Annotated in this window: 15 protein-coding genes and 1 tRNA gene; 9 read left to right on the top strand and 7 right to left on the bottom strand. The window is 57.2% G+C overall.

Annotated elements, in window-relative coordinates:
• Positions 1-2: 2 nt before the first annotated feature.
• From E4S61_RS22790 to E4S61_RS22780, 3 genes are all read left to right on the top strand, one after another.
• Complete coding sequence (locus E4S61_RS22790; protein ID WP_049909643.1) at positions 3-419, top strand: disulfide bond formation protein B; 417 nt, start codon at positions 3-5, stop codon at positions 417-419.
• A gap of 98 nt (positions 420-517) precedes the next feature.
• The gene (locus E4S61_RS22785) at positions 518-1243 is read left to right on the top strand and encodes a CPBP family intramembrane glutamic endopeptidase (protein ID WP_004594570.1); all 726 of its coding nucleotides are present in this window, start codon (positions 518-520) and stop codon (positions 1241-1243) included.
• Between the two features lie 168 nt (positions 1244-1411).
• A complete protein-coding gene (locus E4S61_RS22780) occupies positions 1412-2566 on the top strand; it encodes a multicopper oxidase domain-containing protein (RefSeq protein ID WP_004594571.1) in 1155 nt (384 codons plus the stop codon).
• 204 nt (positions 2567-2770) lie between these two features.
• Here the strand turns inward: E4S61_RS22780 and E4S61_RS22775 are convergent, their stop codons facing one another.
• The 3 genes from E4S61_RS22775 to E4S61_RS22765 form a co-directional block, all read right to left on the bottom strand.
• The gene (locus E4S61_RS22775; protein WP_011222429.1) at positions 2771-2956 is read right to left on the bottom strand and encodes a DUF7333 family protein; all 186 of its coding nucleotides are present in this window, start codon (positions 2954-2956) and stop codon (positions 2771-2773) included.
• Positions 2957-3239: 283 nt separating this feature from the next.
• A complete protein-coding gene (locus E4S61_RS22770; protein WP_011222428.1) occupies positions 3240-3992 on the bottom strand; it encodes a DUF7260 family protein in 753 nt (250 codons plus the stop codon).
• A gap of 103 nt (positions 3993-4095) precedes the next feature.
• A complete protein-coding gene (locus tag E4S61_RS22765; protein WP_004594574.1) occupies positions 4096-4497 on the bottom strand; it encodes a plastocyanin/azurin family copper-binding protein in 402 nt (133 codons plus the stop codon).
• A gap of 260 nt (positions 4498-4757) precedes the next feature.
• On the opposite strand from E4S61_RS22765, the gene E4S61_RS22760 reads away from it, so the two are divergent.
• The 4 genes from E4S61_RS22760 to E4S61_RS22745 all read left to right on the top strand — a co-directional run bounded on the left by E4S61_RS22760 (position 4758) and on the right by E4S61_RS22745 (position 6869).
• Positions 4758-4832, top strand: a tRNA-Glu gene (locus tag E4S61_RS22760).
• Positions 4833-4872: 40 nt separating this feature from the next.
• A complete protein-coding gene (locus E4S61_RS22755; RefSeq protein WP_011222426.1) occupies positions 4873-5292 on the top strand; it encodes a hypothetical protein in 420 nt (139 codons plus the stop codon).
• 128 nt (positions 5293-5420) lie between these two features.
• Positions 5421-6632 carry a hypothetical protein gene (locus E4S61_RS22750; RefSeq protein ID WP_011222425.1) on the top strand — a complete coding sequence of 404 codons (1212 nt, stop codon included), beginning with the start codon at positions 5421-5423 and terminating at the stop codon, positions 6630-6632.
• A gap of 54 nt (positions 6633-6686) precedes the next feature.
• Positions 6687-6869, top strand: coding sequence for a hypothetical protein (locus tag E4S61_RS22745; RefSeq protein ID WP_225935282.1), 183 nt, complete (start codon positions 6687-6689; stop codon positions 6867-6869).
• A gap of 63 nt (positions 6870-6932) precedes the next feature.
• Here the strand turns inward: E4S61_RS22745 and E4S61_RS22740 are convergent, their stop codons facing one another.
• Positions 6933-9305, bottom strand: coding sequence for a heavy metal translocating P-type ATPase (locus E4S61_RS22740; RefSeq protein WP_004594578.1), 2373 nt, complete (start codon positions 9303-9305; stop codon positions 6933-6935).
• A 362-nt stretch (positions 9306-9667) separates the two neighbouring features.
• Between E4S61_RS22740 and E4S61_RS22735 the strand changes: the two genes are divergently transcribed.
• Entirely contained in the window at positions 9668-9964 is a 297-nt protein-coding gene (locus E4S61_RS22735) for a PadR family transcriptional regulator (RefSeq protein WP_004594579.1), read from the top strand.
• A 68-nt stretch (positions 9965-10032) separates the two neighbouring features.
• On the top strand, positions 10033-10920 hold the full coding sequence (locus E4S61_RS26875; protein ID WP_134671648.1) for a hypothetical protein: 888 nt from the start codon (positions 10033-10035) through the stop codon (positions 10918-10920).
• Positions 10921-11241: 321 nt separating this feature from the next.
• Here the strand turns inward: E4S61_RS26875 and E4S61_RS22725 are convergent, their stop codons facing one another.
• From E4S61_RS22725 to E4S61_RS22715, 3 genes are all read right to left on the bottom strand, one after another.
• Entirely contained in the window at positions 11242-13257 is a 2016-nt protein-coding gene (locus E4S61_RS22725; RefSeq protein WP_134671677.1) for a copper-translocating P-type ATPase, read from the bottom strand.
• A 365-nt stretch (positions 13258-13622) separates the two neighbouring features.
• The gene (locus E4S61_RS22720) at positions 13623-14624 is read right to left on the bottom strand and encodes a potassium channel family protein (protein ID WP_134671647.1); all 1002 of its coding nucleotides are present in this window, start codon (positions 14622-14624) and stop codon (positions 13623-13625) included.
• Between the two features lie 265 nt (positions 14625-14889).
• On the bottom strand, positions 14890-15723 hold the full coding sequence (locus E4S61_RS22715; protein ID WP_134671646.1) for a phosphosulfolactate synthase: 834 nt from the start codon (positions 15721-15723) through the stop codon (positions 14890-14892).
• Positions 15724-15830 lie beyond the last annotated feature (107 nt).

The raw sequence follows: 15830 nt of genomic DNA, 5'->3' as shown, positions 1-15830 counted from the left end.
GGATGTCCGACGGACGATTCTGGCTTGCAGGCGGGGCAGGCGTCGCGGCGATTGCAACCCTGGGAAGCCTCTGGTTCAGTCTCGGCCTCGGTCTCGTTCCGTGTACCCTCTGCTGGTACCAACGTATCCTCATGTATCCGCTTGTCGTCGTTCTCGGCGTTGCCGCCCTCGAGAGCCACAACACAATCTGGCGAACAGTCGTGCCACTATCCGTGGTGGGAGCTTCAATCGCGGGATATCACTCCGTACTCCAAGCAACGACGGCCTCATGCACCTTTGCTGGCCCCTGTGCAGTTGTCCAGTGGCAGGCTCCGGTGCTCGGACTTACAATTCCGAATCTCTCACTCATCGCGTTCGTGCTCGTGATAATTACAGTCCTCGCTGGATCCAACCTCGTCGAACCTGAACGTCAGCTATGAACAAAATCACTACCGCGGGATGTCTTGGAATGAATAGCGCCGGAATCGACCTATCGAAGCCAGCTTGTAGGGTGGAGCCCTACGCTCACATCTGATTAATGTCGTCGATATCTCGTTTCCGGTCTGTCGCCTCGGCGATTGGTCTCACGTATGGATCATACGTCGCGGGGGCTATCGTAATCCTTGCCGTCGCGACGGTAGTCGGGTTGTTCGGAGTCGACCTCGCGTCGCGCCCAGCCCTCAGACTGGTTGTGAGCACGTTCTTCCTCCAAGGAGTGACGTTTGGGGGCATCGCCATCCTTTATCTCAAAGGCCGTGATCTCGGATTGGGATTCGTTCCAGTTCGTTCACCTGACAAGCGTGATGGAGCAGTGATTGTTGGCGGGAGTATAGCGATCCTGGGGTTGCTCTTTGTGGCGTCCTCAGTAATCACAGCCCTCGGTCTGAACTCGGCTCAGAATCAGATCGTCGAGGTCGGGCGACAAAATCCGAGTGTATTCCTTCTTCTGATCCCCCTTCAATTCCTGTTAGTCGGCCCGGGAGAAGAGCTGTTGTTCCGGGGCCTCGTACAGGGCACCCTCCGTGAAAGTCTCCATCCGGCTCGTGCAATCATCCTCGCAAGCGCTCTGTTCGCATCGATCCATCTCTTCTCGTTGTCAGGGGAAGGCAAACTGGTGTACATCGGTATCGCATTCGTCCTGGCCTTAGTACTGGGAGCAGCGTACGAGTATACGGACAACCTCACAGTGCCGGCTGTGATTCACGGGACGTATAACGCGGTGCAGTTTGCAGGGGCCTATCTGACGGCGACGGGCGGACTCTAAAAATCTGACCACTTTGTCGTCTCAATTTCAGACTCCTAACGGCGAACAAGTATAAATAAAAAGCCGCCATCTCCATTCGCCTTTTGCCGAACATATCCACGCACTGTCCCGTGAATTGGGACACCGCAGTCGCCCTATGTTTAGGCCAACCAAAATGCCGAGTGTATCATGACCACACGTTTCGGCGCACCCGGAACCGGACTGTCCCGGCGTGAGTTTCTCGCGGCAACTGGCGCGACGGGTATCGCTTCGTTAGCAGGCTGTTCGGCGGGCGGAGCTAACGAGCCAGCAGCAACGAGCGATACGGCCACGCAGACACAAACTGACTCGCCTAATCTCCCCTACACCAGCCCTCCAACAGTCGTCAACGTCGACGAGCAGGGTGGTGGAGTGACGATGCGGACTCAACAGGCCCGCCACGCCGTCCACCCGCTCGATACAATGGGTGGGCCCGTCGAATTCCCACGCGTCTGGGCGTTCCAGGCCGACGACAACGACCCCAGCGTCCCAGGCCCAATTCTCAGAACGACCGAGGGTAACGCGATGGAGGTGACACTCGACAACACCGATGGCCGACGTCCCCACACGATTCACTTCCACGGAATTCGCAAGACGTGGGAGAACGACGGCGTCCCGACGACGACCGGGATTCAGGTCCCGCCAGGGGAGACACACACCTACGAGATTCCCGCTAACGTCCCTGGAACGCATTTCTACCATTGCCACTTCCAGACCCACCGGCATATCGACATGGGCATGTACGGGATCTACCGAGTTGATCCCGAAGGCTACGAACCGGCGGACCGCGAATACTTCATGACGATCAAGGACTGGGATTCGCGGGTTCCGCGGAAGTGGGCCGGTGAGGCGGACTTCACATACAATTCGGCCAGTCGCAATCCGGACGTGTTCACCGTCAACGGGAAGAGCGCACCCCGAACGCTGCACCCCGAAGAAGGCTCACCGATCATCGTCGACGAGGGCGACTCAGTTCGCATCCACCTCGTCAACGGTGGATACATGTCGCACCCGATGCATATCCATAACCACCGCTTCCAGCGTGTCGAAAAGGACGGCGGGACGATTCCAGAGGCTGCCCGCCACGACATGGACGTCACGAACGTCGCCCCCGCTGAACGACACACGATCGAATTTACTGCCGATGCAGACCCCGGCATCTACCTGATGCACTGCCACAAGGTCAACCACGTGATGAACGGCACGTTCTATCCCGGCGGGATGCTCACCGGCGTGGTCTATCGGTCCGTCATGGATACTGACATTTTCAACCAACTTATGGAGTACGCTGGCTACTCCACGTAGAGACCCTCTACACCACGACCAGGACAGGATCTAACTGAACGATAGGGGTTACCCAACCCAGGTGGACTCCTGTTGGTTCGACATCACCCCGCTAAAACAGCCGTCGCTAGGACTGCGAACCGGTCATCGAAATAATCTGAATCAACACAGCTGGGGGCTAGCATGGACCGCAACACAGCGGATTCCGGCTACTGGGTCGGCCTATTATGCACTGGCGCGGAACTCGCCATGTTTCATTCCCAGGAAGAACGCGATGACCGAGAAGATAATCATCGAGGGCAGAACCATCATAAAGACCGTCGAGGAGGTCATCACGGTCGTGAGCGCAATCGCCGCGACGGCGACAATTACGACAAGGGGGGCCACCGAGCGCACAAAGTCGAATTCCATATGTACAGTTGTGACCGGATAGACAAAACCGTTAACAAAGTAGATTTGCTGGAAGCCGGTATTGACACGGTGCGAGCGGAAGCCCACCCTTTCACAGTCATTGCCGGAGTCGATTATCTAACATGTTCGACGCCCACTCACGCCGATTCTGAAAGCCGTGCACCCGGTGCACGGAGTTCCTCGATTCCATCGCTGAGTTTGCCAGCACTAATCGCAGCCAAATCAGCAACTACTGTTCAGCCATAGGACGACGTCAAGACAGAGTAGGAGGTAAAAGAGAGGACTACTCATATTGGGAGATGATCTCCAAGATATCGACAAACGTCGCCAATACCGGATAATCAACCTCCAGACCCTCATAGAGATATGAACAGAGGTCAGTGTAGGCATCCACGTCTGCCGACCGATCGATTCGATGAGCGTGGATTTCCTCCTGCCGTTGCTGGATCCAACTCTTACATTCATCATTCAACGTATGAAGCGTCTCGTATCGGTCGGTTAGTTCAATATCTGAGTTCCCCTGTAATTTCGTAGAATCAAGTTCTGCTATCGCCTCTCGAATCTCTTGAACTGTAGATTGCACGTCTTTGAGGGTAGTGAATTCATCCTGGAGGCTCTCCAGAAAGACTCGGCGGTTGTCAATACACTGCTGTGCGGCCTCGAGGAGCCGTTGTTTGATGAGCGGTGAGAACGTAGTCGCTTCTGAGATCAGGAGCAACACATCGGCCCCGAATTCGGCACTGAGGCTCGCCTCGAACGAATCACCGTACACGTCGCCGTAGTGGTCGACCGCCATCACAGTATCATGATACCACGGCTCGATGGTATTACGGACCGACTTCTCTTCGGATGTAAGGTTCTGATCCACTCCAACAACGGACCGTTCGAACCGAGGAGTCTGTGTGTCGACGGTCTGGATACGCTGGCGAAACCGTTGGAAGGCTTGACATTCGCGCTCAACCTCACGTCGTTCTCGTAGAACACTATCGAGGGCAGCATCCGTGTATGTCGGCCACGGGCCTTGTGCGAGTGTCATCGACAGCGTATGTCTCCATACTGTCGGTCCGAAGCACAGTCAATGTCGGCCATATGGTGTACAAGCGATTCCGGAGCGCACAGCTCGCAGTATACGCGGCCGCCTACCCGGAGAACGAGCTGTACGAGACGCTGCCTTGATCAACGATGGTCTGGCTTTCGGGGACGTCTCCGTCCGGCGGCATACTCCCCTCCGCGGGACCGCCGGGTTCGCCAACGACGATCCGACCGACCATCCCCAGAGTCTTGTGCGGGATACAGAAGTAATCGTACGTCCCCGTGGTCTCGAACGTGTGCTCGAACGTTGCGCCCTGTTCACTCAGCGTTTCGCTATTGAACGTTTCTGCGCTTTCGGGAATCCGGGTAACTGATGCTGAGCTCGTTCCCTCTTTGTAGGCGGTTGCCGAGTGACTGCCGCTCTGGATTTCGAATGTCACAGTTTCCCCGGATTCGATGAACAGACCAATGGGATCGAAATAATACTCGCTCCCGTCAGTGACCATCATAACAGTATTCGAGTCTCCAGACCCACCAGCTGTCTCCTGCGTTTCAGTCGTGGTCGGCTCACCGCCACCGTCTCCGTTCCCCGAACTACTGCATCCAGCGAGACCAGTTACGCCACCTGTTGCGAGAATTCCGGCTGTCTTGAGAACCTGTCGACGCTCCATACCACATTATCAAAGACCCCAACATAAGGGGAAACGGCGGATTCCCACTGAATAGGACACCGACCAGACCTGAAGTACTGAAGCTCCAAGTTGAAGCTGCTCCGTTGGTGTAGCTCGGCCAACCATCTCGGCATCTCACGTCGAGGACCGAGGTTCAAATCCTCGACGGAGCATCCCCGATCTGATCCACTGCCCTACCCATAACCCTCACAGATGGCTACCGCACAACAAGGGACTGAGGAACACATTTTGACCCGCTATGCCTCCGTAGAGATCGGTACAATCACCAGTCCGTGTCTGATTGTTCTTGCCACCGCAACGGTTGTATACAACTGGCCACCGGCTGTACTCGGCTGGTTTGTATCCGGCCTACTCGGACTTCTCATCGCAGTAGTATCCGGCCGGACGTCAGCAATCAGGCCCAGTCTCATCAAATGGCCCCGGGCTGAGTCAAGAGGCGATTTAGCGGTGAATGCGATTGCATACAACGGCGTCTTGATTATTGGCACCGTACTTGGACAGATCGTGTGGACAGCATCGAATAGTCTCCTACTCGCTGCAGGGGTTGGAGCCGTTCTTCCGGTCTGGTTCTTCAAGCATATACAGTTCCTCGTATTTCTGGACGGCGAGTGAATTCACCGTGCCGATCGTACTTTCGGAGGGGGATATTTCCACAGCCAGCAGGATCTAACGACAGTCAAGCCCAGGATATCAGAGGTAAATCAGTCAGGTAGAAGTGCCTCTCTGTCCAAGACAGAATAATGTCACCGGAAGAGCGTCACCCACGTGGAGATCCCTCCCGTGGACAGACCACTCGAATCGGGTCTGTTCGGCCACTCTCTGTACTTCTTGCCGCAATTGTTACGCTCACTCAGGTTCCCGTCGCGTCCGCCCACGGTACAACCGGAAGCGGTGGACTCTCGCAAGGACACGGTGTACTTCTTGCTTTCGTTGGTGCCGTTATTCTCGGCGGCTTCATCCTTCTCAAACGGACCGATCGCATCACCTCAACAACCGCCCTTTACGGCGTATTTGTCGGGATCTCCATCACGGCACTCGGAGCAATTCTCTTCGAAGGGCTCTCCCCAGATCCGACATATACTGCGAGTTCGATGCCGTTCCCCCGGTCGTGGTATCAGCCGTTGGCCCTACTGAGTGGCTTGGGCATCATGGTCGCGAGCTTCATCGTTGGGTGGCTCCGCTGGCCATCCCGCCCACGATACACGTTCCTCGGCATCCTCATGGGATTGTGGATCTCGTACCCCTACCTCATTCCTGGACTGGCAAGTGATACACACCCACTTGGGTACGCAATCGTCCTCGGAACACCAATTCTAGTCGGCTACGTTGTCTGGAAGGACGCAGGGAGTGTCATTCGCGCAGTCATGCGTGATCCGGTTGCGCGTCGCTTCGGCATCGGCGTCGGTGTCGTGTTAGCACTCTTTTTCGTCTCTATAACAGGATACCTCTCGTTTTTCCCCGAGGAGGGCTTCCCCGAAGAGGTGACGGTCGTCGTTCTACCCGCAATCTATCAGCTAGTATCGTGGCCGACGCTCGAAATCGCGATTCCGCATCTCCCGTTCATACATATCCCGTTCTTCCTAGCCCTGTCACCCGGCCAGGTCATCGTCGTCGGGATGCTAAGCGCACTCATCGGGTTAAACGCCGCTCTCATCGCCCGTCACTGGCGCGTCGAGGAACGAGCCGGCATGACCGAAGGGACCGCCGGAAGCGCTGCAATCGTCGGGACGTGTACCTGTGGATGCTGTGGGCCACTCGTCGCGAAGATCGCGGTACTTGCTGCCGGGCCATCGATTGCCGCCCCTCTCTACTGGGTGTTCGTCGATTCGGCCTCGCCGCTCAGTGCAGTATTCATCGTTGGAAGCTTCGTCCTCTTCACGGGGAGCCTAATCTACTCGGTCCAAGCAGCCCGACAGCCCGATCAATCGGCTGCCATCATCCCGGCGGACTGAGGTAAGGTATCTACTGTGATCTCACGGTACCTAGGGGGACAAATGCCTCAATATATGAGGGGAAAACGTCGTCAGTACGTGTTTTTGGAACTGGCAGCGGTACTGATCGTTGTCGGCACCTTCGCAACCGGCTTCCTCCCGTCGACGCCGTTCTACCAAGTCCTCTCCGGAGGCATCATCGTTGCGGGCTTTGCGGTCGGGTACGCGGGGCTCGGTGCCTTTGAATTGCTCGAATGAAGCGATAGGAATCGTCTTCACCCGGTTACAGCAGGTATCTGCCGCTTCGCTGGGTTGGTGCCGCTACTCGTGAAGCAGGTCTCGAAACGAATTCGCTGCGAGGAGACCGCCGGTCGCCACGACCGCACCCATCGCGAACACCGGATTCAGCAACCCCGTCGCTGCGAGTGGCATCGTGACCCCATTATAGAGCAGCGCTAGCCCGTTGTTCTGTTTGACACGCCGACGAGCTGCATCTGCGAGATCGAACGTCGTCTCCACCGCCGCGAGGTCATCATCGACGATAGAAATATCCGCGGCATCGGACGCGAGTGCCGTTCCACCACCGAGCGAGATTCCCAGGTCTGCGGTCGCAAGAGCCGGTGCATCGTTCGTTCCATCACCAACCATTGTAACCTGTCCCCGGGACTGTAACCGCCGGATCGTCGCGGTCTTGCCTGCCGGCGGGACCCCCGCAAACACGTGATCGACGGCAGGATGACTGTCGAGAAAGTCAGTAGCAGCCTCGTCATCACCGGTCAGAACAACGATCTCGATATCACGGTCATTCAGCTGCGTGAGTGTGTCATCCCAACCTGCCCGTGGTTCGTCCCCCACGACGACGACGCCCTCTGCATGACCGTCACGACCGACGACGACCGGAAGGTGACCGGCCGTTCGTGCCTCTGCGGCACGCGTCTCGATCTGCTCGCTCACCGACCACCCAAGTTCCGCGAAGAGATCGAGATTCCCGACGAGAACGCGCGTGTCCTCGACGACTCCTTCGACGCCGGTCGCGTGGCTCGTGAATTCGGTGATGTCCGCTGCGTACTCGTGGTCACTGCCATCGGCAACCCCCCCATCGGCTCTTGAGCGATCGCCCTCCTGATTCCTTTGTGCAAACGTATTCACGATTGCGTCGGCCGCTGGGTGGGATGCTCGCTGTTCGAGGGCCGCGACGGTTTCAAGGAGATCCGACGGTGCATCCACCTCGAGGACATCCATCTGGCCGGTCGTGAGAGTCCCTGTTTTGTCGAAGACGACGACGTCGACGTTCCGAAGGCGCTCGAAGACTGTCTCGTCGAAGATGACGATGCCCCGCTCTACCGCTTGTTCGATACTGGTTGCCACCGAGAGCGGGGTTGCCAGGCCAAGTGCCCACGGACATCCCACTAAGAGAACTACCAGCGCCGTCAGGACGGCGACGGGAATACCAGTCCCCACCAGAAGCGACCCCAATCCAGCGAGTACCGCCCCACCGACGACGACCGGGATGATGACTGACGCGAGCTTATCGGCCTGCCGCTGGACACCGTGATCCCCACTCTGGAGATTCCAGACAGAGGTGACGAGGCGATCGATACTACTGGTTGTCCCATCGCTCACCGTGAGGACAGCAGCCCCATTTGTGACGACCGCCCCGCCGACGACCTCGTCCCCAGCTTGTTTCGATACCGGGAGCGACTCGCCCGTCACGATCGCTTCATCGACCGTGCACTCACTCTCAGCGAGAACACCATCGACTGGGATGCGTTCGCCCTCACGGACGAGAACCCGTTCCCCGGGTTCCAGACTGTGTACGTCGACCATCGTCGTCCCATCGGCGCCATACCGCCTGGCTTCGGTGACGTGGGAGATAGTGAGATTCGTCAGGCGATCCATCGCTCGCTGCTTGCTCAGTGATTCGTAGAAGATGGCGGCCACCACACTCGCGGCAACCACGATCGTGAGGTCGTAGAAAACGTCGAGTCGACCGAGGAGAAAGGCAATCGTGCTGTACACGTAGGCGCTCACCACGGTGATCGCGACGAGAAAGTCCGTATTCGGCTGTCGCATCTTCAGACTGACATACGCACCCTGTAACAGCGGCAGGCCGGTAAACACGAGGACGACACCCGTCAGAACGAGAAAGAGCGGGAGGATCAACAGGCCATCTCCACCGCCGATCCCGGACGTACTCGCGTACATATCGAGCGTCCCCTCACCAAAGAACGACGAGAGCTGCGCCGGATAGAGGAGGACCGCATATGGGAGGAGCATGAACGTCCCGAAAATGACGCCAGCAGCGTAACGGAATCCCAGCACCTCGTCAATCCCTCGTTCATTCGGCTCGTCCGACCGGCGCGACTGTCCGATTATAGTCGGTGTGTCATCGCTCCCTCCAGCACGGAGGGTTGCCGAATAGCCGAGTGTACTCAGGGTATCACAGAGAGTTTCCTTCGAGACGCGATCAGGGTCGTATGTGATACGAACCGTCTCGGTGACGTAGCTTGCTGCCACGTCTACAACACCCTCGCAGTCCTCGGCGACTGATTCAAGAAATGCTTCACACGTCGCACAGTGCATCCCGTCGACCTGAAAGAAAGCTCGTTCCTCAGACCCTAATCGAGGGGTATCCGCATCGCGTTCGCCCGCCCCAGCACCGGACTCGCGCATGGGGTCGTCTGTCGGGTCCATCCGACTGTGGACTCCATCGCCACCGAGTACTCGATGGACGTTTCGACATCCATCACAGCAGAAGACGGTGTCGTTCTCACCCACGACTCTATCGTCAGGGACAGCCCTACCACAAAGCGCGCACGTGGAAGATGAGGATTGAGATGAAGACACAATTGATTACCACCGGCTGACAGCTGACCGAGCACAGCCATGGAACCTCAACGGCGACCTCGGCCGAAGCGCCATTACCGGTGATACAGAGGCATGGGTATTAAGCGCTGTTTGGAGACGAGTGTACTGGTAGATATCCTCGATCCGAAGCTCTGCTTCTGAGTACCAGAGAGAACATATGCCATCCCTCAAAAATAGGGAGCAGACGGATGCACGATCTAACCGGGTTCCAGCGGGACGTCTTGTACGTTATCGCCGGGCTCGAGGAACCACACGGGCTCGCAGTAAAGGCCGAACTCGACGACTACTACGAACAAGAGATCAATCATGGGCGGCTCTATCCAAACCTCGACGACCTCGTCGGCAAAGGCCTCCTGGAGAAAGGTGAACTCGACAAACGGACGAACGTGTACACGGTCACACAACGCGGAGTGCGGGAGATCGAGGCGCGACGTGAGTGGGAAAGCCAGTATTTAGAGGACGTGAACGCACCCACTACGTCGTAGAACCAGGCGAGTAGAACTCAATATCAAAGCGGGACTGCTTTACCCACTTCCCACGAATACGCATTGAGATGGCTCGGCTCGTCTTCTATCATCACCCACAGGCCGAGAATTTCTCACTCAAATATAGCTCGGCATCGGTAGCAGAGATCCGGTCTCAGCAAGAGCAATCCGACGAGTCGACAAAGCTCATCGGGTACCCCTTCGAAGCTCCGGTCTATGTGCTCTATGAAGGCGATTCAGAGATCGAATCAGCGCAAGATATCGACTTTGATCAGGAATGGCTGAGCGATCGTATTCGTGACCTCCCCCGTGCTGGGCAGGTTGTCGCATTCCGATTAGTAGAGTTGCTCGAAGCCGCGGTCGATGTTCGAGATGAGGATGAGTTCCGGCTCTACAAGGAGTTCGAACCGCAAAAGATCCAGCAGGCACTCGATCACGTCTCCTGGGGAGCACCACTTCCGACCGTCGCTGGAGAGGTGATGTCGAATTTGATTCTCCGACATTCCCTCCCGAATGCGAATCATCGAACTGGCATCGCGATGCTGCAGTTCTGTATTGAGAGTGTGGACCCGGATTTTGAGATGCCACGAACACACGTCGACGACGATACCTGGCGAGAGTGGGTCGATCCCTACATCGTCGATTCCAAGCGGCTCATTACTGTCCGCCGAAACAACCTCCGTTTCAAGCAACTCGAAGAGCTGGACGTCGACCTCGTCGAACGGAAAGATGGGATCCAAATCCGATTAGCCGAGTTCGAGCTGGATATGCACTGGCGAGAAGCCCTCACAGAGTATGCTGGGCAGCACGAATCTCACTGTACGGACTTCGCGCAGGCAGTTCTCGAACGAGCAGGACGGGACGATCTACTTGACCGTCAAGGACCAACGAAACAAGAGTTCATCACGTATCTGGAGAACGGACTGGTCGAACGAGACTTCAGAGAAATGTTTTGATCAGTCGCGAAGCTCGGCGACCGACTGACCAACCTCACGGACGTGTTCACTTCGCTCGAGGTCGAGTTCCTCGGCGAGGTAGTCAACCGTCTCTTCGAGGCTCATATTGGAAAGAAGTCCGTCTAACGGTATAAACCTAGTGCTGGCGCAACAATATAGCCCATCAGAGAAAGCGTCTGTGTATACCAAACTACGTACCCCTCGGGAAAACTGTGGAATCGGTGACCGCATAGCGATACCCACCGAAATTACGCAGTGTCGCCATTTGCTGTCCATCAACCGAACTCAATTGAAAGAAGCTCCGAAGCGATCGGGAGCGGTTCAGTCTGCAGGTTGTGCGTCAGTCGCTGGTGTCCCGCTTGGAAGCTCGGGGATGGACAGGTCCACGCGGCGGAGCAGCTGAGCGTTGATGGCGACGATGACCGTACTCAACGACATCAGGAGCGCACCCACAGCGGGGGAGAGCAGAATCCCGATCGGTGCCAAGACGCCTGCTGCGAGCGGAATCGCGAACACGTTGTAGCCGGCCGCCCAGACGATGTTCTCTTGCATCTTCCGGTAGCTCGCCTTACTGAGTTTCACGAGCCGAACGACGTCCATCGGGTTGTTCTGAACGAGGATGACGTCGGCCGACTGGACGGCGACGTCGGTGCCGCTCCCGATCGCGATGCCGACATCGGCCCGCGTCAGTGCCGGCGCGTCGTTCACACCGTCGCCGACCATCCCCACGAGCTTCCCCTGGTCCTGGAGTTCCTGGACTTTCTTGTCCTTGTCTTCGGGGAGGACCTCCGCGAACACCGTGTCGATGCCCAGTTCGTCGGCGACAGCTTTGGCGACATCCTGGGAGTCCCCAGTCAACATCGCCACCTCGATGCCCAGATCGTGGAGGGTATCGACGACACGGAAACTCTCCTCACGGATTACGTCAGCCATCGCGAACGCGGCAATCAGCTCGCCTTCACGAACAAGGTATACCACCGTCTGAGCGTTCTGTCCCGCCTCGTCAGCGAAGCGGCGGAGATGGTCGGGTATCTCGCTATCGAGTTGGGTTAACAGGTTTGGCCCGCCGACGTACACCTCATTTCCGTCGACGTTCGCACGGACGCCTCGGCCTTTGATCGCCTCGAAGTCGGTCGCGTCAGGTGCGGTGAGGTCCTGCTCGTCGGCGGCCTCGCGTATGGCTCGCGCGATCATGTGTTCGGAGTCGCTTTCGACGGCTGCTGCCAGCGCGAGAGCGTCGTCTTCTTCCACGCCCTCGACGGTCGCCATGTCGACGACGCCGTGTTCGCCTTCGGTGAGCGTCCCCGTCTTGTCGAAGATGATGGCGTCCAGGTTCCGCGCCTCCTCCATCGCGATACGGTCCCGGACCAGCATCCCGTTGCGAGCCGCCAATGACGTGTTGATTGCGACCACTAGGGGGATGGCGAGCCCGAGTGCGTGCGGGCAGGCGATGACGAGCACTGTGACGACGCGCTCGATGACCGTTGCGTCGAATGAGACCGCGAGCGTCCACGCGATTGCTGTCACGACTGCCGCCGCGAGGGCGACGTAGAACAGCCAGCCTGCCGCTCTGTCGGCCAGTACCTGTGTCTTGGATTTGCTCTGCTGGGCTTCCTCGACGAGGCGCATGATTCCCGCGAGCGTCGTCTCCTCGCCCGTCGCACCGACGCGCACGCGGAGGCTGCCGTCGCCGTTGATCGTCCCACCGATGACCTCGTCGCCGGGGTCTTTCGAGACCGGTTTCGATTCGCCCGTGATCATGGACTCGTTGACGTCGGAGTCTCCCTCTTCGACGACGCCGTCAGCAGGGACACTCGCACCCGGCCGGATGAGTACGAGGTCGCCCTCGGAGAGTTCACTCACCGGGACCTCCTCAGTGTCGCCGCCGTCGGTAATCCGCTCGGCGGTGTCCGGCATCAGCTTCGCCAGTTCGTCGACCGCACTCGAGGCCCGTCGCACCGACCGCATCTCGATCCAGTGCCCCAGCAGCATAATGTCGATCAGGGTGACGAGTTCCCAGAAGAACGCCGACTGCGTCGGGAAGACCACGCTCGCGAGGCTGTAGACGAACGCGACGGTGATCGCCATCGAGATGAGCGTCATCATCCCCGGCGACCGATCTTTCAGCTCCGGTACCGCCATCTGGAGGAACGGCATCCCACCGTACGCGAAGACGATGACCGCGAAGACGGGGTTGATCCATTCGCTACCTGGGAACGTTGGGACAGAGAACCCGAGCCACTCTTGCAGCATTTCGCTGTACAAGAGGACTGGAATCGACAGGAGTGTCGAGACGAAGAAGCGCCGACGGAACATCTGCTCGTGCCCTTCGTGCATTCCACCGTGGTCGCCGTGGTCGTGTCCCTCATCTCCGTGATCCACTTGGTGCTCGGTACGTTCATGTAGTTCCTGTTCGGCCTCATCTGCGTCCTCGGCTTCCTCCTCAAGCAGTGACTGCTCGGTCCGAGAGACCTCCTCATCCGAGCCGGCATCACTTTCAGGATTATGGTCGTGGTGGTTACCGCCAGCAGGTGGTTGATCCGACGACTTCTCAGAGTCCTTTGAGTGATCGTGGTCGTCCATAGATTGGCTTCTTAGGTACTAGTTTAACCTGCAGGGAGTTGGGTGTGTGGGCAATTCGGATCTCATTGGGTAGACTACCTCTTTATGCTATGTCAATATACAAAACCGACAGCACTCCATCACTTATTTCCCTGGGAGGGCCATTCACGTTCGTCAGATTCTACGAGACGGAGCAGGGTTCGTCGCCGCTTATCTGTATCTGCAAGTGCTGCAGTAAACTCCTCGTCAGAGACAGTCGGAAGGTCTTTTTCTCGGAGTGTATCAAGGTTTGGTGACGGTGGGGAACGATCAGCAGGCTCGATGTATGCTTCTCGGAGCGTTTCTAGATAGCTCTCGACACTCGATCGGGCGTTTTTGAGAATTGTGTCGCTTGGATGAGACCGCTTGGAAAGCCCAAACTGGAGCATTGACAATGCCTCGTCGAGGATGGCAACACTCACAATCGGTGATTGGCCGGTTTGTCTGCTGTGGAAGTAATGGAGTATCGGGTACGCCTTGTGATTCGACGTAAGTGTGTTCAGTTGGGAAGTAAAAGTATTAAGAGGTAATTCGAGTCCCTCAAACTCCTCGCCGTTCCAGCTCGTAAGTAGAATCTCGGTACTGTGTTCACCAAGTCCGCTTACGCCATTGGCGAAAGATCGTTTCTGCGTGACTGCACTCAGAACATTGAGAATATACGTAACACTGAGTGTGATAAAAAGCATCCCGCTCGCCGTCGCGAGAGTCGTCATAATCTGCCAGACACCCTCCTGTGGGGCGAAATCCCCGTTTCCTAATGTGAAGATTGTGTATCCAGAGAAATAGATCCAATCTGACCAGGAAACAGGGGTTCGGTTCACGGTATCGATAATTGAGCTCTCACCACTCGCAAAGATGAACGCCCATCCACCCCAGAGCAGTGTAATCCACGTCGCTAGGCCAAGAGTGAGGATTATCGGTCCCGAGAGAGTGAGAACTCGTGAATTTCGCTCCCCAACCCGTCGTAACACTTGCCATGTCCTTGCCATCAACAGGGAGGTCAGCGGGCCGGCGCCTCCCTCAACCCAGAGTGTCGTCCAGAGGAGATCAACGATAACACTGGCAAGCAGGATTATACCGACTATGAGAAGTATTGGTTCCATCCCTATCCACCCATTGGGTAGAATCGGGGGATGTCTTGCTTCTGGAATGGTCTTATCTGAGAGACTATCCCTGAATCACCTTGGTCTGTGATTAGTTGGTTGTTCATCAATGGTAGTCTCCTCATTGGGAGAACAGTGCTTCCACAGTCTCTGTCATAGGTGTATCACTCATCGTATCTGGGCCTCAACGGAATTAGTTACGTTATCTCATACATTTCCCAGCGGGAAAGTTCCCTAAGAACCGGTAATACGATTCTTAGTCTAGTTACTCTTCATCACCCTTCCAGGTGACAGTCCGGCCCCACGTCGTCGCCTTGCCCCAAAGGCCAGAGCGCATACATTCCAATTCAACAATCTGGGAGTTATCGACGAACAGGTTAATCTCTGGGCCGAAGTTCTTGATGTACCACTCAAACATCTCCGGACCGGGCGCCTCGAAGACGAGGTTTTCGATGCCGAGCCCGTTGGCGATCTGGTAGGCCACGTCAGTCCGCCACTCGTTAACCTCCTCGGTGATGCCTTCCGCTTCAACCATTAGGAGGTCAGCGCCCGCTTCGAGGTGGCGCTTGCCCTCCTCGATGGCCTGCTCGGGGTCCTGCTGGCCCTGTTCCTCGAGGACATCCGGGTCCGTCGCGCCGCCAGCGCCGAACTGGACGTTGATCTCGGGCTTCGGGTCGATCTCGTAGTCCTCCGCGACGATCTCCGTCATCCGCACCATATCGTCGGTCCCGATAGCCAGGAAACCACTAGAGAGCTCGACGATGTCGAAGCCGAGCCGTTCGGCCTCCTCGAAGTACCGCTCGACCTTGTCGTTGTCCCGGATCAGGACGTTCTCGACGTAACCGCCCGTGGACACCTTGACGTCGAACTCGTGGCAAACGTCGATCAGCTCCGTCACCGCCTCCTCGGGCATCAGCGCGAACGATCCACCGCTGAACTTGTAGATGTCGACGTACTGCCCCATCGTCTCTAAGAGGTCGCGCAGCTCGCGCGGGCCCATTGGGTCATAATATGGCCCACGGATCTCCGTGATTCCCTTCTCTCTGGGCTTCTCCTCGCGCTCGTTGTGGTGTAGGAACTCGAACGTACGGTCTACCATAATTCGATTGTGGCTTCGGTCTCTGAGTCCTTAGTGAGTGGGGCAGCAACCAGTTCGATCTATGCTTGAGGGGCGGGATCTGCCGTAGACCAAGGAAAACTAATCAT

Origin of the sequence: Haloarcula amylovorans, assembly GCF_004681185.1 — an archaeon.
Taxonomy (GTDB): Archaea; Halobacteriota; Halobacteria; order Halobacteriales; family Haloarculaceae; genus Haloarcula; species Haloarcula amylovorans.
The sequence above is the reverse complement of the archived record's forward strand: the minus strand, read 5'-3'. Positions and strand labels throughout refer to the sequence as shown.

What these genes read in the sequence shown, in the direction of transcription:
- E4S61_RS22720 (WP_134671647.1), bottom strand. Translation starts at nt 14,624, where the DNA reads ATGGAACCAATACTTCTCATAGTCGGTATAATCCTGCTTGCCAGTGTT.
- E4S61_RS22715 (WP_134671646.1), bottom strand. Translation starts at nt 15,723, where the DNA reads ATGGTAGACCGTACGTTCGAGTTCCTACACCACAACGAGCGCGAGGAG.
- E4S61_RS22725 (WP_134671677.1), bottom strand. Translation starts at nt 13,257, where the DNA reads ATGCACGAAGGGCACGAGCAGATGTTCCGTCGGCGCTTCTTCGTCTCG.
- E4S61_RS22755 (WP_011222426.1), top strand. Translation starts at nt 4,873, where the DNA reads ATGGCTACCGCACAACAAGGGACTGAGGAACACATTTTGACCCGCTAT.
- E4S61_RS22780 (WP_004594571.1), top strand. Translation starts at nt 1,412, where the DNA reads ATGACCACACGTTTCGGCGCACCCGGAACCGGACTGTCCCGGCGTGAG.
- E4S61_RS22750 (WP_011222425.1), top strand. Translation starts at nt 5,421, where the DNA reads ATGTCACCGGAAGAGCGTCACCCACGTGGAGATCCCTCCCGTGGACAG.
- E4S61_RS22740 (WP_004594578.1), bottom strand. Translation starts at nt 9,305, where the DNA reads ATGGACCCGACAGACGACCCCATGCGCGAGTCCGGTGCTGGGGCGGGC.
- E4S61_RS26875 (WP_134671648.1), top strand. Translation starts at nt 10,033, where the DNA reads ATGGCTCGGCTCGTCTTCTATCATCACCCACAGGCCGAGAATTTCTCA.
- E4S61_RS22785 (WP_004594570.1), top strand. Translation starts at nt 518, where the DNA reads ATGTCGTCGATATCTCGTTTCCGGTCTGTCGCCTCGGCGATTGGTCTC.
- E4S61_RS22770 (WP_011222428.1), bottom strand. Translation starts at nt 3,992, where the DNA reads ATGACACTCGCACAAGGCCCGTGGCCGACATACACGGATGCTGCCCTC.
- E4S61_RS22735 (WP_004594579.1), top strand. Translation starts at nt 9,668, where the DNA reads ATGCACGATCTAACCGGGTTCCAGCGGGACGTCTTGTACGTTATCGCC.
- E4S61_RS22775 (WP_011222429.1), bottom strand. Translation starts at nt 2,956, where the DNA reads ATGGAATTCGACTTTGTGCGCTCGGTGGCCCCCCTTGTCGTAATTGTC.
- E4S61_RS22790 (WP_049909643.1), top strand. Translation starts at nt 3, where the DNA reads ATGTCCGACGGACGATTCTGGCTTGCAGGCGGGGCAGGCGTCGCGGCG.
- E4S61_RS22765 (WP_004594574.1), bottom strand. Translation starts at nt 4,497, where the DNA reads ATGATGGTCACTGACGGGAGCGAGTATTATTTCGATCCCATTGGTCTG.
- E4S61_RS22745 (WP_225935282.1), top strand. Translation starts at nt 6,687, where the DNA reads ATGAGGGGAAAACGTCGTCAGTACGTGTTTTTGGAACTGGCAGCGGTA.